Origin of the sequence: Nocardia inohanensis NBRC 100128 (assembly GCF_001612945.1) — a bacterium.
Classification (GTDB): domain Bacteria; phylum Actinomycetota; class Actinomycetes; order Mycobacteriales; family Mycobacteriaceae; genus Nocardia; species Nocardia inohanensis.
In genome coordinates this window covers 252,430-267,222 of the sequence record NZ_BDBK01000004.1, presented here as the reverse complement: position 1 = coordinate 267,222, position 14,793 = coordinate 252,430, and the positions used below count along the sequence as shown (strand labels likewise).

Here is a 14,793-nt window from a genome sequence, read left to right as displayed (position 1 = left end):
AATCCGATGGAAGACGCCTCGGCCTACTCGGTCGACCTCGAAAAACTCGACAACCTGGCCGCCCGCATCGGCGGTCTCGCCGGATTCATCGCCGACCAACTCACGGCCATTGATCAGAAAGCCAAGGAAGTCGGCGCGACTTGGAGCGGTGGCGCAGCCGCCGCCTACGCCGAGGCGCACGCGAAATGGCACACCGGTGCCACCGACGTGCAAGAAGGACTCACCGCGGTTCAAGCGTCGGTGAAAACCGCCCACCAGGCATACACCGGCGCGGTAGCCGCGAACCTGCGAATCCTGGGCGTCTGACATGCCGTTGGACGTCGACCCGAAGGGCTACTACCAGGCCGCCACCAACTGTTTCGACGCAGCCGAGGCGCTGCGCGACAGCTTCCTGTACGTATTCCGCGAGCTCTCCAGCTGTGGCGCAATGGCGGGTGTCGACGAAGACGGCAAAGCCTGGGCCACCTCCTACGACACCTCCGCCTACCAAATGGTGTCCTTCTTCGCCGAAGTCCACTCCACCCTCAATGCCTACGGCAGCGCCCTCAACGACCTCGGCTTCAACCACGCTCAAGCCGACTCGACCCTGCAAGGCACCCCCCAACCGACCCGCCCCGCAGACCGCGGCACCCCGGTCTTCGGCCCCTTCTCAGTTCCCGCTTCGGCGGGCGGCAGCGGCAAGGGAATCATCGACGAAAGCATCGGCCTACTCAGCGAAATCGGCGTCCCCGTCCCCGACGGCAACACCGACAAACTCGCCAAAGCCGCCGACGCGTGGGACCGCCTCGGCACCATCTACCAAAACACCAACGCCAAAGACAAAATCACCATCGCCGCCGGCCTGTTCGACAACATGACTGCCCCCGACGCGATCCAAGCCCGCCAAGACCTGAAGTCCCTGGAAGACTCCATAGCCCAACTCCTGGACTCCTGTAAGGCCATAGCCAAGTCCTGCACCGACTACCGAGACGCCCTCGCTGAACTCCGCGACGAGATCAAAGGCTTCCTGTCCGACCTAGCCGAAGAGCTGGCCATCGACACCGCGATCATCATCGTCGCCACTGCGGTCAGCTTCGGTGCGGGTGCCGTAACTGCCGTGAAAAGCGTTGCCACTCTGAAAAAGTGGGCAGGCAAGATCAAGGAGGCCGTCAAGCTCTGGAAGAGTCGAAAGCTCGCGCAGCTCAAAGGCATCGCCGGTGACGCAAAATCCGCTCTCGCCAACGGTCGACAAAAGGTCAAGGACCTGTTCGAGCGGTTGCGCGGCAAGCTTGGCAGTGCTCGGGCGGCTAAGTCGGGAAAATTGGAGGATCTTTTCCAAGGCAGAACGCCGAAGGCAAGTGAGCTCGAGGACTTCGCACAGCGGCAAGGCTGGGTCAGGTCGCAGACTGAGAACGGCCCCATCAAATACACCGACGAGAACGGGATCGTGCGGGTCACCATCAAGAAGGGGAGCGGGCGAGCGCCTGGCAGCGCGGATCCGCATGTTGAGATCCGTGACGGGACCGGACAGCGGACGGACCCCCATGGCAATCCTGTTACTCGCAAGAGCCCCGACAATCACACACCAATAGATTGGGATTTGCCGTGACGCGCAACTACACCGACTATCCAAGTCTTGCCGGGATATATCTCGAAGACAGCTACGTAATGGATATCGTCGAGGAACCCGGCGAGTTCAAGTTTGTGCTCGAAGCCGTGCTGACACCGGATCATCCGCACTACCACGATCCTGCCATCGGCGAACAGTACTGCTACGCCGACGGGGCCTTGGTATTTTCCGAGGTGACCGCAGTCGATTGGGTAGACCGGTCTTACCAGAAGTACAAGGACGCGACCGGCACCGAGGATCTCGGCAATATCGATTCGCTCACTGGCACGGACGGTGTCTATTCCGTGCAGGGCGACTGGGGCAAAGTGCTGATCTCGAGTTCAGTCGATCCGAGGTTCGTTGTCGCGTACAGAGGTTGACGATCGGTTGTTCCGGGCCGCGATCACCGACGCCGGGCGGCGGAGGTTGGGGAGGTTGGGTGAGTTGGGGGATCCGTATGAGAAGTACGGGGATCCCTGGGCGGATGACCCGTACCTGCACGGGTAGCGTGCGTCACATCCGAGGGACCCTGCTTACCCCGATTTGGCGAGCTCAAAGCCCTTGTCTACACTAGACCGGTTGCTTGGGCACAACTATGTCCACAGGTCTCCCTGTTGGCGTGCTCCAGGCGCGAAGCGAATGATCCGGTCGGGCACTCCCGGCTGGACCGCCCCGAATTGTCGTAGGCCCACTGCCGCCGAATGTATTGACGGTGCTGTATGGGAACCGCGGCGAGAAAGGTAACGGTCAAACATGACCATGACTGATCCGATCGCAGACTTCTTGACCCGTCTGCGCAACGCCAACTCGGCGTACCACGATCAGGTGAAGGCTCCCCACTCCAAGATCAAGGTGAACATCGCCGAGATCCTGAAGCGTGAGGGCTACATCTCCGACTTCCGCACCGAAGATGCGACCGTCGGCAAGACCCTGATCGTCGACCTCAAGTACGGCCCGTCCCGTGAGCGCTCCCTCCAGGGTGTGCGCCGCGTGTCGAAGCCGGGTCTGCGGGTTTACGCGAAGTCCACCAACCTGCCCAAGGTGCTTGGCGGCCTGGGCGTGGCGATCATCTCCACGTCCTCCGGTCTGCTCACTGACCGTCAGGCCAAGCAGCAGGGTGTAGGCGGGGAAGTCCTCGCCTACGTCTGGTAAGGGAGGTAGGAACAATGTCGCGTATCGGTAAGAAGCCGATCCCGGTTCCCGCCGGCGTCGAGGTGACCATCGACGGCCAGAGCGTGACGGTCAAGGGTTCCAAGGGAACCCTGTCCCACGTTGTCGCCGAGCCGATCACCGTCGCCCGCTCGGAGTCCGGTGAACTCGAGGTCGTTCGTCCGAACGACGAGCGTCAGAACCGCTCGCTGCACGGCCTGACCCGCACCCTGATCAGCAACATGATCGAGGGCGTCACCAAGGGCTACGAGAAGAAGATGGAAATCTTCGGCGTCGGTTACCGCGTGCAGGCCAAGGGCTCGAACCTCGAGTTCGCCCTCGGCTACAGCCACCCGGTCCCGGTCGACGCCCCGGAGGGCATCACCTTCGCGGTGGAATCGCCCACCAAGTTCTCGGTGTCCGGCATCGACAAGCAGAAGGTCGGCCAGATCGCAGCGGTGATCCACGGCCTGCGCAAGCCCGACCCGTACAAGGGCAAGGGCATCCGCTACGCCGGCGAGGTCGTTCGCCGCAAGGTCGGAAAGACGGGTAAGTAAGCCATGGCACGTACTGAGAACCAGAAGGCCAAGCGCCTGCCGATCGGCAAGGACGCTTCGACCGCGCGTCGCCTGTCCAAGACGCGTCGCCACTTCCGTCTGCGGAAGAAGGTCGTCGGAACCACTGAGCGTCCGCGCCTCGTCGTGAACCGCTCGGCTCGTCACCTGCACGCTCAGCTGATCGACGACAGCATCGGCAAGACCATTGCCGCCGCTTCGTCCATCGAAGCCGATGTCCGTGCTTTCGAGGGTGACAAGTCCGCCAAGGGCGCCAAGGTCGGCGAGCTCATCGCCGCCCGCGCCAAGGCTGCCGGCGTCGAGGCGGTCGTGTTCGACCGTGGTGGTCACGACTACCACGGCCGTATCGCGGCCCTCGCCGATGCCGCCCGTGAAGGTGGGCTGAAGTTCTGATGATCAACACTGCGAACGAAGGGAACGTCTGATGCCGGGACGTCAGCGGCGTGACGGCGGAAACAACGGTCCCGCCGGCCAGAACAGCACCGGTGGCAATGACCGCGATCAGCGTGGTGGCGGTCGCGGCCGTCGCGACGACAATCGCCGGGACAATGCCGCCGAGAAGAACCAGCTCGAGCGCGTAGTCGCGATCAACCGCGTCTCCAAGGTCGTGAAGGGTGGTCGTCGCTTCAGCTTCACCGCCCTCGTGATCGTCGGTGACGGCAACGGTCTGGTCGGCGTCGGCTACGGCAAGGCCAAGGAAGTTCCCGCGGCCATCCAGAAGGGTGTCGAGGAGGCTCGCAAGAGCTTCTTCCGCGTTCCGATGATCGGCTCCACCATCACTCACCCCGTTCAGGGTGAGGCGGCGGCCGGTGTCGTCATGCTGCGTCCGGCTTCGCCCGGTACCGGTGTGATCGCCGGTGGCGCGGCGCGTGCCGTGCTGGAATGCGCCGGCATCCACGACATTCTGGCCAAGTCGCTCGGTAGCGACAACGCCATCAACGTCGTGCACGCCACCGTTGCGGCTCTGAAGATGCTGCAGCGTCCCGAAGAGGTTGCCGCGCGCCGCGGTCTGCCGATCGAGGACGTGGCTCCGGCCGGCATGCTGCGTGCACGCGCGGGACAGGGAGTCTGACATGGCAGATCTGAAAGTTACCCAGGTCAAGTCCAGCATCGGCGCCAAGGCGAATCAGCGGGAATCCCTGCGCACCCTCGGGCTGCGTGGCATCCGCCAGACCGTGGTGCGTGCGGACAACGCGCAGAACCGCGGCCTGATCAACGTCGTGCGCCACCTCGTAGTCGTTGAGGAGGTCTAAGCATGACCATCAAGTTGCATCACCTGCGTCCTGCCGTCGGCGCCAAGACCGAGAAGACCCGTGTGGGTCGCGGTGAAGGCTCCAAGGGCAAGACCGCGGGCCGCGGTACCAAGGGTACGAAGGCTCGCAAGAACGTCCCGGTCCGCTTCGAGGGCGGTCAGATGCCGATTCACATGCGTCTGCCCAAGCTCAAGGGCTTCACCAACCCGTTCCGCACCGAGTACCAGGTCGTGAACGTGGGCGATATCGCCCGGGTGTTCCCCGAAGGCGGCACCGTTGGCAAGGCCGAACTGGTCGCCAAGGGTCTCGTGCGCAAGAACGAGCTCGTGAAGGTGCTCGCGGAGGGCGAAATCGCTGTGGCCGTTCAGGTCTCGGCGGACAAGTTCTCCGGCTCCGCCAAGGAGAAGATCACCGCGGCCGGTGGCACCGCCACCGAACTGGCCTGACGGTAACCTGAATACACGGAGGCACCGGGCGAGTCGCGAGCTCGCCCGGTGTCGCTGTTAAAGTTCAAGTGTTGTCTGCCAACACCGTCATGGTTTTCGGGCTTTTTCCCGATTCATCCATGGCCTGACCCATGTCGTTCGCCAGGAGGATCTGTGCTTTCCGCCTTCGTGTCGGCTTTCCGGACCCCGGACTTACGGCGGAAGATTCTCTTCACGCTGGGGCTCATCGCGCTGTACCGGCTCGGTGCTTCCCTGCCGTCCCCGGGCGTGGATTACAAAGCTGTCCAGGACTGCGTCAAGCTGGTCAACGGCGGTGATTCCGCCGGTATCTACCAGCTCATCAATCTTTTCTCCGGCGGTGCGCTGCTGCAACTTTCGGTGTTCGCGATCGGCATCATGCCGTACATCACCGCGAGCATCATCATCCAGCTGCTGACCGTCGTGATTCCGCGGTTCGAGGAACTGCGCAAGGAAGGCCAGGCGGGTCAGGCCAAAATGACCCAGTACACCCGTTATCTGTCGGTCGCGCTGGCGATCTTGCAGGCGACGGGCCTGGTGGCGCTCGCTGCGCGCGGTCAGCTGCTGCGCGGGTGCCAGAAGGACATTCTGTCCGACAACTCGGTCTTCGGGATGATCATCATCGTGCTGGTGATGACCGCCGGTGCGGCCCTGGTCATGTGGTTCGGTGAGCAGATCACCGAGCGCGGTATCGGCAACGGCATGTCGCTGCTGATCTTCGCGGGCATCGCGGCGCGTATCCCGTCCGAGGGCAAGATGATCTGGGATACCAAGAGCCACCTGACCTTCACCCTGGTGCTGGTCGCGGCCCTCGCGGTGATCGTCGCGGTGATCTTCGTCGAGCAGGGTCAGCGCCGGATCCCGGTGCAGTACGCCAAGCGCGTGGTCGGCCGCAAGATGTACGGCGGTTCCTCGACCTACCTACCGCTGAAGGTGAACCAGGCCGGCGTCATCCCGGTGATCTTCGCGTCCTCGCTGCTCTATCTGCCGAACCTGTTGGCGCAGTTGACCCAGAAGAGCACGGGCGACCCCGCCGCCTGGCAGGAGTTCATCTCCAAGTACCTGGTCAATCCGACCAACTGGGTGTACGTCTCGGTCTACTTCGCCTTGATCGTCTTCTTCACCTACTTCTATGTCGCGATCACCTTCAATCCCGAAGAGCGCGCGGACGAGATGAAGAAGTTCGGTGGCTTCATCCCGGGGTATCGCCCCGGTAAGCCGACCGCCGACTACCTGAACTACGTGCTCAGCCGGATCACTCTGCCGGGCTCGCTGTACCTCGGTGCGGTGGCCGTGCTCCCGAACCTGTTCCTCAATATGGGCAATGCGGGTGGCGTGCAGAACTTGCCGTTCGGCGGTACCGCGGTGCTGATCATGGTGAGCGTCGGCCTCGATACGGTCAAGCAGATCGAGAGCCAGTTGATGAACCGAAACTACGAAGGGTTCCTGAAGTGAGAGTTGTTCTGCTCGGACCGCCCGGTGCCGGCAAGGGCACCCAGGCCGTGCTGCTGTCGGAAAAGCTTGGTGTTCCGCACATCTCGACGGGCGACCTGTTTCGGGCGAACATCGGTCAGCAGACACTGCTCGGCCGTGAGGCTCAGAAGTACATCGACGCCGGTGACCTGGTCCCCAGCGATGTGACCAACCGGATGGTCGAGTCCCGTATCGCCGAGCCCGACGCCACCAACGGCTTCGTGCTCGATGGCTACCCCCGCACCGTCGATCAGGCGGTGGCGCTGGAGAAGATGCTCAAGGAGTCGGGCCACGAGCTCGACGCCGTGCTGTGCTTCGTCGTCGAGGAGGACGTGGTGGTGGGCCGCATGCTGGCTCGCGGCCGCGCCGACGACACCGAGGAGACCATCCGTAACCGCATGCGCGTCTACCGCGAGGAGACCGAGCCGCTGCTCGAGCACTATGACGGCCTGGTCGTCACGGTCGAGGGCGTCGGCGAGATCGAAGACGTGAACGCGCGTGCGCTGAAGGCGCTGGGTCGCTGAATGGTCTTCGGCCGTAAGCAGAAAAAGGTGGTGCCTTTCCGCACCTCCGGTGAACTGGACGCCATGGCGGCGGCCGGTGCCGTGGTCGGGCGTGCGCTGGTGGCGGTTCGTGCCGCCGCCAAGCCCGGCGTCTCCACCCTGGAGCTGGACGAGGTCGCCGAACAGGTCATCCGTGAGGCCGGGGCCATCCCGTCCTTCCTCGGCTACCACGGTTTCCCCGGCTCCATCTGCTCGTCGGTGAACGACCGTGTCGTCCATGGCATCCCGTCCAAGGACGACATCCTCACCGAGGGCGACCTGGTGTCGATCGACTGCGGTGCGATTCTCGACGGCTGGCACGGTGATTCGGCCTGGACCTTCGGCGTCGGCAATATCATCGAGGCCGATCGCCTGCTGTCGGAGGCGACTCGCCTGTCGATGGAGGCGGGCATCGCCGCCATGCTTCCCGGCAATCGCCTGACCGATGTCTCGCACGCCATCGAACTCGGTACTCGCGCCGCCGAAGCCGAGCACGGCCGCCATTACGGCATCGTCGACGGTTACGGTGGCCACGCCATCGGCCGCGAGATGCATATGGATCCGTTCCTGCCGAACGAGGGCAAGCCCGGCAAGGGCCCGCAGCTGATGGTCGGTTCGGTGCTGGCCATCGAGCCGATGCTCACCCTCGGCACCACGGAAACCGAAACCCTGGAAGACGATTGGACCGTCGTCACCACCGACGGTTCCCGCGCCGCCCACTGGGAGCACACGGTCGCCGTCACCGAGGACGGCCCGCGCATCCTGACGCTCCGCCCGGAGTAGTCACCCGTTTCGCTCGACGCCGCGCCCGCCTCTCCGGCGGGTGCGGCGTTCGGCGTTTCCGGTGTCGATCCGGCGGCCTTTTTCGATTCGCCGGATGCGCCGGTATCGGTTAGGGTTCCGGCGAAACGGTCGTTGTCTTTCTGGGGGGAAATCCGTTGTTGCATTCGCCGATCGAAACATCCGTCGTCGCCACGCCCGACCTGGGCCGCCGCCTGAGCCGTGCGACCCTGCCCATGATGCTGCGCTCCCCATTGACCTGGGGTTTCGTGCTGATCGTGCCGTTGATCCTGATGTTCCAGCACATCATCGACGTCATCGGCAACACCAGCAAGTCCGGCTCCGGCCTGGCCGGCATCGCCGGCATCTACTTCGGCCTGCTGCTGGTGACGGTCGTGCTCTTCGCGCTCGTCACCGCGCTGCGTGTAGTGCGCCCGCCCAAGCAGATCACCGCGTATGCCGCCGCGGGCCGCACCATATCGGCCCGCTACCAACAGGATTCGGTCGATTTCATTCTCGACACCGGCACCACGCACCTGTCGTACACCGAGATCGACGAACTGATCGACCTCGGCGACGTGGTGTACGTCCGCTACGGAACGCTCAAGGGACTCGCCCTGCCGCGAGAAATCTTCACCGCCGAAGCGCTCGCCGCCATGGGACGAGAACTCAGTCCCCGCTGAGGATTTCGCGGGCGAGGAAGGAATCCCACGCCTCGCCCGCGAACCATAGTTCAGGTCCGCCAGGGTTCTTCGAATCGCGCACGCCCACGGTTCCATCCGCGAAACACACTTCGACGCACGCCTTGGATCCCTCGGATCGACTTGACTTGAACCAGGACTGTCCGTGTGGTTGGTCGCTCACGCCGAGTACTCCTTAGCAACTCTCGAAACCATGTCTCGGGTGTCTTCTTCGCTTAACGCTACCGCTTCCAGCGCGGTAATCGCGTCCCGGTATTTTGTCAGGATGTCGGCGCGCTCGTGGTAGAGCGCACCGTGCGCTCCTTCGAGGTACACCACGGAGGGCTCGACGAACCCGCGCTCTTGTACGGGGAACTCCAGCAAGGTGAATGATTGAATCGTCAAGCCGCGGTGCGGTTTTGCGCTGAACGGGATCACGCGGACACAGACATTGGGTCGTTGCCCGACCTCGGCGAGCCACCGCATCTGATCAGCCATGACCGTGGCATCGCCCGGCTGGTTCCGCAACGTCGCCTCCGACAGCCAAGCGGTGAGGAAGAAGTCCGCCTCGTTCAGTCGCTGCTGCCTGCGAACGATGACTTCGATCCGACGCTCCAGGTTCACCCGCGACAGCTCGGGCTCGTCGATGCGAACGATCGCTCGCTTGTAGTCGGTCGTTTGAAGAAGTCCCGGAACGATGACGAGCTGGTGGGTGCTCACCCGATCGGCAGTGTTCTCCAATCGCAGGTAATGCGGAAAGTGGGACTCGAACTGGTCCGCGTAGCCTTGCCAGTAGCCCTTCGAATTACCCAGCAGCCGATCGGTTTTCGCTTGCTCGCGCACTTCGCCCCAGAGCTGCAACGCTTCTGCCCGGACCTCCGGCGAGACGGCGTAGAGATCCAATAGCTGTTCGATCTGAGCGGTTACGATCTTGGTGGGGATACCGTCCTCCAGGCGTGCCACCGTGTGCTTCGAAGTCTCGATGTGCAGCCCCGCCGTCAGCAGTGTCTTTCCGGCCTCGGTCCTAATTGCGCGAAGAAACTTGCCAAATGCCCTACGCGAAACGCTACTCATTTCGTTAGCCTCGCTATTCGGGTTGTCTCAGTTTAAGTCGGTGCGATTCGAGACTCCAGCATATTCCCGTGAGATCTCCCCTCGAGAGCGCTTTTTCAAAATTCCCGTTGTCTACTAGATGCACAGCACGCGGCCGCATTGCTGAAACCAACCGCCCGGCAATAATTCTGATTACTCCGAAGGAGTGTCGTAATGCCTTGGGAAGCATGGGTTCTGGCAGTGATGTTCATCGTAGGCTGCACCGTGACCGTGACCGCAGTGGTCGAGGATCTTCGCGCGATGCGAGACCGGCATGTCCCCGAGAGTTATCCCTACATCAAAACTGCTGTTCCAAAACAGAATTCGAAAATCGTGCGCGGCCGCCACCGCCTGGATCGGACCGCCGCTCAATCGCGCAGTCGCCGATGAACTTCGGCGGAGAGCGCGGCGGCGGCATCACGCAGGGCGATGGCGAAAGGATGCCGGCCGTCGATATCGCCGTCGCTGCGGTAGGCCAGGGCGATCGGCCGGAAGGCGGCCGAACCCTGGACTCGGAGAATGGAAACGGTTGCGGGCAAAGCGGTTACCGACAGCCCCGGCACCACCGTCACGCCCAATCCGGCGGCGACCAGGCCGAGTTTGGTGATCCAATCGCGGGCGACATGGCCGATGACCGGACGCCAGGCCGCCTCGCTCCAGACGCCGAGCAGCCCGGATCCGGGTTCCTCGCTGCCGGTGATCCAGCGTTCTCTGCGCAGCAGCCCGACGGGCACGCTCCCGCGACCGGCGAGTGGATGGTTCGCCGCGACGGCGACGTAAAGCGAATCCTCCAGCAGGGGAGTGGTTTCCACACCGTCCGGCAAATGCTCGGGCCGCGAAACCACGGCGAGATCGACCCGCCGCCGGACGAGACCGTTGAGCAGGGTCGGGCTGGTGCCTTCCCGCAGTCGCACCCGCAGCTCCGGATGCTGTTGTGCCGCAACCGCCATGGCGCGGGGCACCAGTGCGGCGGTGGCGGTGGGGAACGCGCCGATGCGCAACCGTGCCGGTGGCCGCTTCAACTCGCGCAGCTCATCCCGCGCGTTGTCGAGCGCGTCCAGCACCGAATCCGCGTGCCGCAGCACGATCAACCCGGCCTCGGTCGGCTTCACCCCGCGCGGCAACCGCTCGAACAACGCCTTGCCCGCCGCCTGCTCCATCAAAGTGATCTGCCGCGACACCGCCGACTGCGTGTAATCCAACCGCTCCGCCGCCCGCGAGAACGACCCGGTCCGTGCCGCTTCCCGCACCACCCGCAGGCCGGACACCGTGAACTCTCCCATGCGAATACGTCATACCACCCATGCGAGACTCGCGCTGGTCGCATGCCTCCCGCCACCGTAATTTCGCAAGCATGAGCATCGCACAGCAGAACAAGACCTTGATCCGCGCCGTCTTCGACGAACTGGCGGTGGGCCGCGGCGCCGCCCTCCCGGCGGCCATGTCCGAAGACGTCCGCTGGACCTTCGCCGGCAACTGGTCCTGGTCCGGCACCTGGGAACTGAAACCCACCGTCCTGCACCAACTCCTGGGCCCGCTCATGGCCCAATTCGACGGCGGCTACCGCATCCACGCCGACCTGATCCTGGCCGACGAGGACCGCGTCGTCGTCCAAGCCCAGGGCAACGGCACGACCGTGGACGGCGACCCCTACAACCAGACCTACTGCTTCATCTTCACCCTCGCCGCCGGCCGCATCACCGAGGTCATCGAACACTGCGACACCGCCCTGGTAGAGCGCGTCCTCAAGCCGATCCCCCTCCCCGCCTGAGGCTCAGCCCTCCAGCAAGATGGTGACCGGCCCGTCGTTGACCAGCTCCACCTTCATATGCGCTCCGAACTTCCCGGTCGCCACGGTCGCCCCGAGTTCGCGCAGGGCGGCGGCGAAGGCGTCGACCAGCGGTTCGGCCACCACGCCCGGCGCGGCATTGTTCCAAGACGGCCGACGCCCTTTGGCGGTGTCGGCGTAGAGGGTGAACTGGCTGATCACCAGTACGGGTGCGTTCAGATCGGCCGCGGAGCGCTCGCCGTCGAGAATGCGCAGCCGGAAGAGTTTGTCGGCGAGGGCCTTCGCGGTGGCCTCGGTGTCGGTGTGGGTGACGCCGACCAAGGCGACCAGGCCGTGCGGCGCGCCGCAGGCGGCCGGGTCGATGCGGCCGACCACCTCGTCGTCGACGGTGACCTGGGCGGAACTTACGCGCTGGACCAGTACTCGCACCCATCGATCTTGGCAGCGGGCGGGGGCACGCATGGGCCGGGGGTGGGCGCAACCCCCAATTTCTTTGTGCGCCATCGCGAGTTCATGAAAGTACGCTGTGCTGGCAGGCACAACTGAACCCGACGCGGAGCGATTTGGTTACCGATGGCACCTCAGAACAAAGATCACACGGCTTGGGCGGGGCTCAGGCAGCAGGCTGAAGCGCAGACGCTGGAGTTCGATCCGAGTACGGCGCAGAAGGCCATGTCGGCCTGCTCGGATTTGATCCGTCTGCTGCGCGGGTACCGGGACGCGGCCGATCCGGAGCTGACCAATCTGCCCAAGATCGGCAGTCTCTCCGATGGTGAGGCGATGGCGGCCAAGCTCAATCGCCGCGGCCTCGAATTGGTGAACGCGTTCGAGACGCATATCGACATCGTCACCGACATGCTGGAGACCTTCCGCTTGGCGGGGCAGGCGTACAAGCACAGTGAAGAGATGTCGCGGGACGAGTTCGTGCCGCTGAACAAGATCAAGGAAGGGCTGGGGTCGTTCAAGGTCCCGGAGGGTTCGGCCGATATCGGGGCGGGGCCCGGGCATCGCGATGCGAAAGACGCGGTGGGGCTGTCTTTCCCGAGCACGCTGAAGAAGTGGAAGGACGACAAGGGCAAGTCCAAGGAGGCCACCAGCATCATCTGGCGGCCCAAGGACAAGATGACGATGCCCGACCTCTATCAGCTCGGGCAGGCGCTGAACCCCGGTCCGTTCGTCGCCGCGTCGGATCTGTGGACGAACCTGGCCGGCAAGGTGGACGGCAAGGTCAGCGACTTCACCAATACGATCCAGGGCCTCAGCAATGGCTGGCGAGGCGTCGGCGCGTCCGCGGCGCAGCAGGCGGTGATCGGTTACGCGAACGATCTGAAGCCGTTGATCGACACCATGAACGAGATGGGTGAGCTGCTCGACTACACCGCCCATTGGATGAAGGTCACCAAGGACTACATGCCCGACAGCCCGGGTGAGCCGGGGTGCATGGAGCAGGGCGTGGACTCCTATCGGAACCACTACGAGCACACCTATCTGACCCCGGGCAAGGACACCGAGGCCGCGATGCCGATCGTGCCGTGCCCGAAAACGGTTGATACTCCGGTGCAGAAGCCGAAGGAAGAAGAGAAGCCGAAGACCGAGGAGAAGCCCAAGACCGAGGAGAAGCCCAAGACCGACGACCAGGGCGATCAAGGGCAGGGCAATCACGGGAATCAGGGCCAAGGCAGTCAGGGCGGCGGCGGAGGCCACCAGAGTGGCGGAGGCGGCGGCAGTCACGCCGCGGGTAGCGGCAGCCAGGGTGCCGGCGGCGGTAGCCAGCACGTGAACGGCGGCAGCCAAGGCGTAGGCGGCGGCAGCCAGGGCGGAGGTGGCGGCAGCCAGGGCAGCGGCCAGACGCCCAGCTATCCGACCATGCCGACCACTACGGGTACCTCCGGCGACACCAGTACCGTCGGCCGCGACAACACCGGCAAGGGCTCCACGGGCACCGGCGGCACCAGCACGGTGGGCCGCGACGCCTCCGGAACCAGCGTGGGCAAGACCTCTACCGGCAGTACCGGTTCGAGCGGCTCCAGCGAGCTCTCGCAGGTCGCCTCGCTGCTGAGCACCCTGGTCTCCTCCGGCACGACCGCCCTGCAACAGCTGCCGACCATCCTCGAGGAGTTCCAGAAGCTCTTCCAGTCGAACGACACCAGCGGTCTGGCCTCCCTGCTCGGCGTCTCCGAAGATCAAGTCACCAAGGCGATCTCGACCATCCAGAACTCACCGGACAAGGTTGCCGCACTGGCCGAGGTGCTCGGCGTCGGCACCACCACGGGCACCACGACCGGTGCGACCGCGGTACCGGTGGAGTCTTCGGGCGCGTCCGCCGGAGCCTCCGCCGCGTCCGCCGCCGGCACCGAGGGCCACACCAATCTGGTCCCGCGCGCCGGCGCGGCCACCGAGGAACCGTCGCAAGGGCCCGGTGTGTCCGCCGCACCCGGCGGCAGCCCCGCACCGGCTCCGTCGGCTCCCGCACCCGCGGAACCGGCCCCCACCGTGCCCGCCACGGATCCGGGTTCGGTCATCCTCGATGTCGACTTCTTCCGCGGTATGGGTCTCGAGACCGATCCGAAGTCGGTGATAGAGGCGTGAAATGGGAGTTCACCGACCTCGAATTCCGGGTGCTGACCAATCGCTACGTGGAGGGGTGGATGCCCACCCCGCTCATGTACACCTGCCGCACCGACGACAGTGCCGAGTACGACCGTCAGCTCGCCGAAACCGATGAGCTGCTGCGGGATCGGCTCGGGCCGAGCGTCGCCACGCTGTTCGACACCATCCATCGCCCGGAGGTGATCATCGTGTCGCACACCTGGTGTGACGACGATATGACCAATCCGGAGAAGCGGATTCGCGTGCACGGCGCGCTGCGCGACCGGCGTGCCTGCATGATCACGCAGAAGCCGGGCGAAACCATCTATCACAGCGGCGGTTTCACCATCACCGAGTGTGATCCGGAGGAACTGCCGCGCCTGATTGTGGCCGAGCTGCCGGCCGCCGAGCCGGGGCGCGGCCCGGTGGTGCCGATCGTGACCGAACAGCCGCCGCGGGAGCCCCGATACGGTTCCCGCTCAATGGCTTTCGACTCCTTCGATGACACCGTCGAGGCGACCAGCCTCGCGTTCCTGAGCCGCCGGGCCGACTGGACCGGCACCATCCGGGTATTGCAGAGCCGTTCGAAGTACGGCCCCCGGGGCGTGATGGAAACCACCATGCTGTGGCGCGATGTCGCCGACGACGGCCGCTACCTCATCGAGTTGGGCGAGCCCGAATTGAAGGCCGTCGGTATCGGTTCCGACCGGCTCACCCGCCGTATCGAGGAGCGCGTCGAGAAGGTGCGCCGGCATATGGAGGCGCGCGGCGAGGACGAGTACTGAGCCGCGCTTCGCGGTGATCGGCACTCGCCGTTAA

At 64.5% G+C, this 14,793-nt stretch carries 20 protein-coding genes; 16 read left to right on the top strand and 4 right to left on the bottom strand.

The features are described 5' to 3' along the window. The first annotated feature begins 6 nt into the window (after nt 1–6). From NI1_RS13185 to NI1_RS13125, 13 genes are all read left to right on the top strand, one after another. Nucleotides 7–306: a WXG100 family type VII secretion target gene (locus NI1_RS13185; RefSeq protein WP_067819191.1), complete on the top strand. Its 300-nt coding sequence runs from the start codon at nt 7–9 to the stop codon at nt 304–306. A 1-nt stretch (nt 307) separates the two neighbouring features. Beyond that, complete coding sequence (locus NI1_RS13180; RefSeq protein WP_067819188.1) at nt 308–1,588, top strand: WXG100-like domain-containing protein; 1,281 nt, start codon at nt 308–310, stop codon at nt 1,586–1,588. Further along, the gene (locus tag NI1_RS13175) at nt 1,585–1,968 is read left to right on the top strand and encodes a hypothetical protein (RefSeq protein WP_245663197.1); all 384 of its coding nucleotides are present in this window, start codon (nt 1,585–1,587) and stop codon (nt 1,966–1,968) included. Before NI1_RS13180 ends, NI1_RS13175 begins: the two co-directional genes overlap by 4 nt. 373 nt (nt 1,969–2,341) lie before the next feature. Continuing rightward, entirely contained in the window at nt 2,342–2,740 is a 399-nt protein-coding gene (rpsH, locus tag NI1_RS13170) for a 30S ribosomal protein S8 (protein WP_067819183.1), read from the top strand. A gap of 14 nt (nt 2,741–2,754) precedes the next feature. After that, nucleotides 2,755–3,294 (top strand): 50S ribosomal protein L6, encoded by a 540-nt coding sequence (gene rplF, locus NI1_RS13165; protein WP_067819181.1) that lies wholly within the window; start codon nt 2,755–2,757, stop codon nt 3,292–3,294. Between the two features lie 3 nt (nt 3,295–3,297). After that, on the top strand, nt 3,298–3,705 hold the full coding sequence (rplR, locus tag NI1_RS13160) for a 50S ribosomal protein L18 (protein WP_067819177.1): 408 nt from the start codon (nt 3,298–3,300) through the stop codon (nt 3,703–3,705). A 31-nt stretch (nt 3,706–3,736) separates the two neighbouring features. Next, the gene (gene rpsE, locus NI1_RS13155; RefSeq protein WP_067819174.1) at nt 3,737–4,384 is read left to right on the top strand and encodes a 30S ribosomal protein S5; all 648 of its coding nucleotides are present in this window, start codon (nt 3,737–3,739) and stop codon (nt 4,382–4,384) included. A gap of 1 nt (nt 4,385) precedes the next feature. Further along, complete coding sequence (rpmD, locus tag NI1_RS13150; protein ID WP_067712035.1) at nt 4,386–4,565, top strand: 50S ribosomal protein L30; 180 nt, start codon at nt 4,386–4,388, stop codon at nt 4,563–4,565. 2 nt (nt 4,566–4,567) lie between these two features. After that, a complete protein-coding gene (gene rplO, locus NI1_RS13145; protein ID WP_067819171.1) occupies nt 4,568–5,011 on the top strand; it encodes a 50S ribosomal protein L15 in 444 nt (147 codons plus the stop codon). A 153-nt stretch (nt 5,012–5,164) separates the two neighbouring features. Beyond that, complete coding sequence (gene secY / locus NI1_RS13140) at nt 5,165–6,484, top strand: preprotein translocase subunit SecY (RefSeq protein ID WP_067819168.1); 1,320 nt, start codon at nt 5,165–5,167, stop codon at nt 6,482–6,484. Beyond that, nucleotides 6,481–7,026 carry an adenylate kinase gene (locus NI1_RS13135; RefSeq protein ID WP_067819165.1) on the top strand — a complete coding sequence of 182 codons (546 nt, stop codon included), beginning with the start codon at nt 6,481–6,483 and terminating at the stop codon, nt 7,024–7,026. Before secY ends, NI1_RS13135 begins: the two co-directional genes overlap by 4 nt. Continuing rightward, a complete protein-coding gene (gene map / locus NI1_RS13130; protein WP_067819162.1) occupies nt 7,027–7,827 on the top strand; it encodes a type I methionyl aminopeptidase in 801 nt (266 codons plus the stop codon). 155 nt (nt 7,828–7,982) lie between these two features. After that, nucleotides 7,983–8,507 (top strand): YcxB family protein, encoded by a 525-nt coding sequence (locus NI1_RS13125; protein ID WP_067819159.1) that lies wholly within the window; start codon nt 7,983–7,985, stop codon nt 8,505–8,507. Here NI1_RS13125 and NI1_RS37145 read toward each other — a convergent pair. The 3 genes from NI1_RS37145 to NI1_RS13115 all read right to left on the bottom strand — a co-directional run bounded on the left by NI1_RS37145 (nt 8,494) and on the right by NI1_RS13115 (nt 10,879). Further along, entirely contained in the window at nt 8,494–8,688 is a 195-nt protein-coding gene (locus NI1_RS37145) for a DUF397 domain-containing protein (RefSeq protein WP_084523101.1), read from the bottom strand. The genes NI1_RS13125 and NI1_RS37145 overlap by 14 nt on opposite strands. After that, a complete protein-coding gene (locus NI1_RS13120) occupies nt 8,685–9,578 on the bottom strand; it encodes a helix-turn-helix domain-containing protein (RefSeq protein WP_067819156.1) in 894 nt (297 codons plus the stop codon). The genes NI1_RS37145 and NI1_RS13120 overlap by 4 nt, the downstream gene beginning before the upstream one ends. A gap of 386 nt (nt 9,579–9,964) precedes the next feature. Beyond that, nucleotides 9,965–10,879, bottom strand: coding sequence for a LysR family transcriptional regulator (locus NI1_RS13115; RefSeq protein WP_067819154.1), 915 nt, complete (start codon nt 10,877–10,879; stop codon nt 9,965–9,967). A gap of 71 nt (nt 10,880–10,950) precedes the next feature. On the opposite strand from NI1_RS13115, the gene NI1_RS13110 reads away from it, so the two are divergent. Beyond that, a complete protein-coding gene (locus NI1_RS13110) occupies nt 10,951–11,367 on the top strand; it encodes a nuclear transport factor 2 family protein (protein WP_067819151.1) in 417 nt (138 codons plus the stop codon). A gap of 3 nt (nt 11,368–11,370) precedes the next feature. Here NI1_RS13110 and dtd read toward each other — a convergent pair whose 3' ends face one another. Continuing rightward, complete coding sequence (dtd, locus tag NI1_RS13105) at nt 11,371–11,814, bottom strand: D-aminoacyl-tRNA deacylase (RefSeq protein ID WP_067819147.1); 444 nt, start codon at nt 11,812–11,814, stop codon at nt 11,371–11,373. 144 nt (nt 11,815–11,958) lie between these two features. Between dtd and NI1_RS13100 the strand changes: the two genes are divergently transcribed. Both NI1_RS13100 and NI1_RS13095 read left to right on the top strand, forming a co-directional pair. After that, nucleotides 11,959–13,974, top strand: coding sequence for a WXG100 family type VII secretion target (locus tag NI1_RS13100; protein WP_157535098.1), 2,016 nt, complete (start codon nt 11,959–11,961; stop codon nt 13,972–13,974). Then, complete coding sequence (locus NI1_RS13095; protein WP_067819141.1) at nt 13,971–14,759, top strand: ESX secretion-associated protein EspG; 789 nt, start codon at nt 13,971–13,973, stop codon at nt 14,757–14,759. The genes NI1_RS13100 and NI1_RS13095 overlap by 4 nt, the downstream gene beginning before the upstream one ends. The last annotated feature ends 34 nt before the right edge of the window (nt 14,760–14,793 follow it).

Excerpts from the sequence above, each read along its gene's own strand:
- NI1_RS13185 (WP_067819191.1), top strand. The coding sequence starts at position 7 with ATGGAAGACGCCTCGGCCTACTCGGTCGACCTCGAAAAACTCGACAAC.
- NI1_RS13180 (WP_067819188.1), top strand. The coding sequence starts at position 308 with ATGCCGTTGGACGTCGACCCGAAGGGCTACTACCAGGCCGCCACCAAC.
- rpsH (WP_067819183.1), top strand. The coding sequence starts at position 2,342 with ATGACCATGACTGATCCGATCGCAGACTTCTTGACCCGTCTGCGCAAC.
- rplF (WP_067819181.1), top strand. The coding sequence starts at position 2,755 with ATGTCGCGTATCGGTAAGAAGCCGATCCCGGTTCCCGCCGGCGTCGAG.
- rplR (WP_067819177.1), top strand. The coding sequence starts at position 3,298 with ATGGCACGTACTGAGAACCAGAAGGCCAAGCGCCTGCCGATCGGCAAG.
- rpsE (WP_067819174.1), top strand. The coding sequence starts at position 3,737 with ATGCCGGGACGTCAGCGGCGTGACGGCGGAAACAACGGTCCCGCCGGC.
- rpmD (WP_067712035.1), top strand. The coding sequence starts at position 4,386 with ATGGCAGATCTGAAAGTTACCCAGGTCAAGTCCAGCATCGGCGCCAAG.
- rplO (WP_067819171.1), top strand. The coding sequence starts at position 4,568 with ATGACCATCAAGTTGCATCACCTGCGTCCTGCCGTCGGCGCCAAGACC.
- map (WP_067819162.1), top strand. The coding sequence starts at position 7,027 with ATGGTCTTCGGCCGTAAGCAGAAAAAGGTGGTGCCTTTCCGCACCTCC.
- NI1_RS13120 (WP_067819156.1), bottom strand. The coding sequence starts at position 9,578 with ATGAGTAGCGTTTCGCGTAGGGCATTTGGCAAGTTTCTTCGCGCAATT.
- NI1_RS13115 (WP_067819154.1), bottom strand. The coding sequence starts at position 10,879 with ATGGGAGAGTTCACGGTGTCCGGCCTGCGGGTGGTGCGGGAAGCGGCA.
- NI1_RS13110 (WP_067819151.1), top strand. The coding sequence starts at position 10,951 with ATGAGCATCGCACAGCAGAACAAGACCTTGATCCGCGCCGTCTTCGAC.
- NI1_RS13100 (WP_157535098.1), top strand. The coding sequence starts at position 11,959 with ATGGCACCTCAGAACAAAGATCACACGGCTTGGGCGGGGCTCAGGCAG.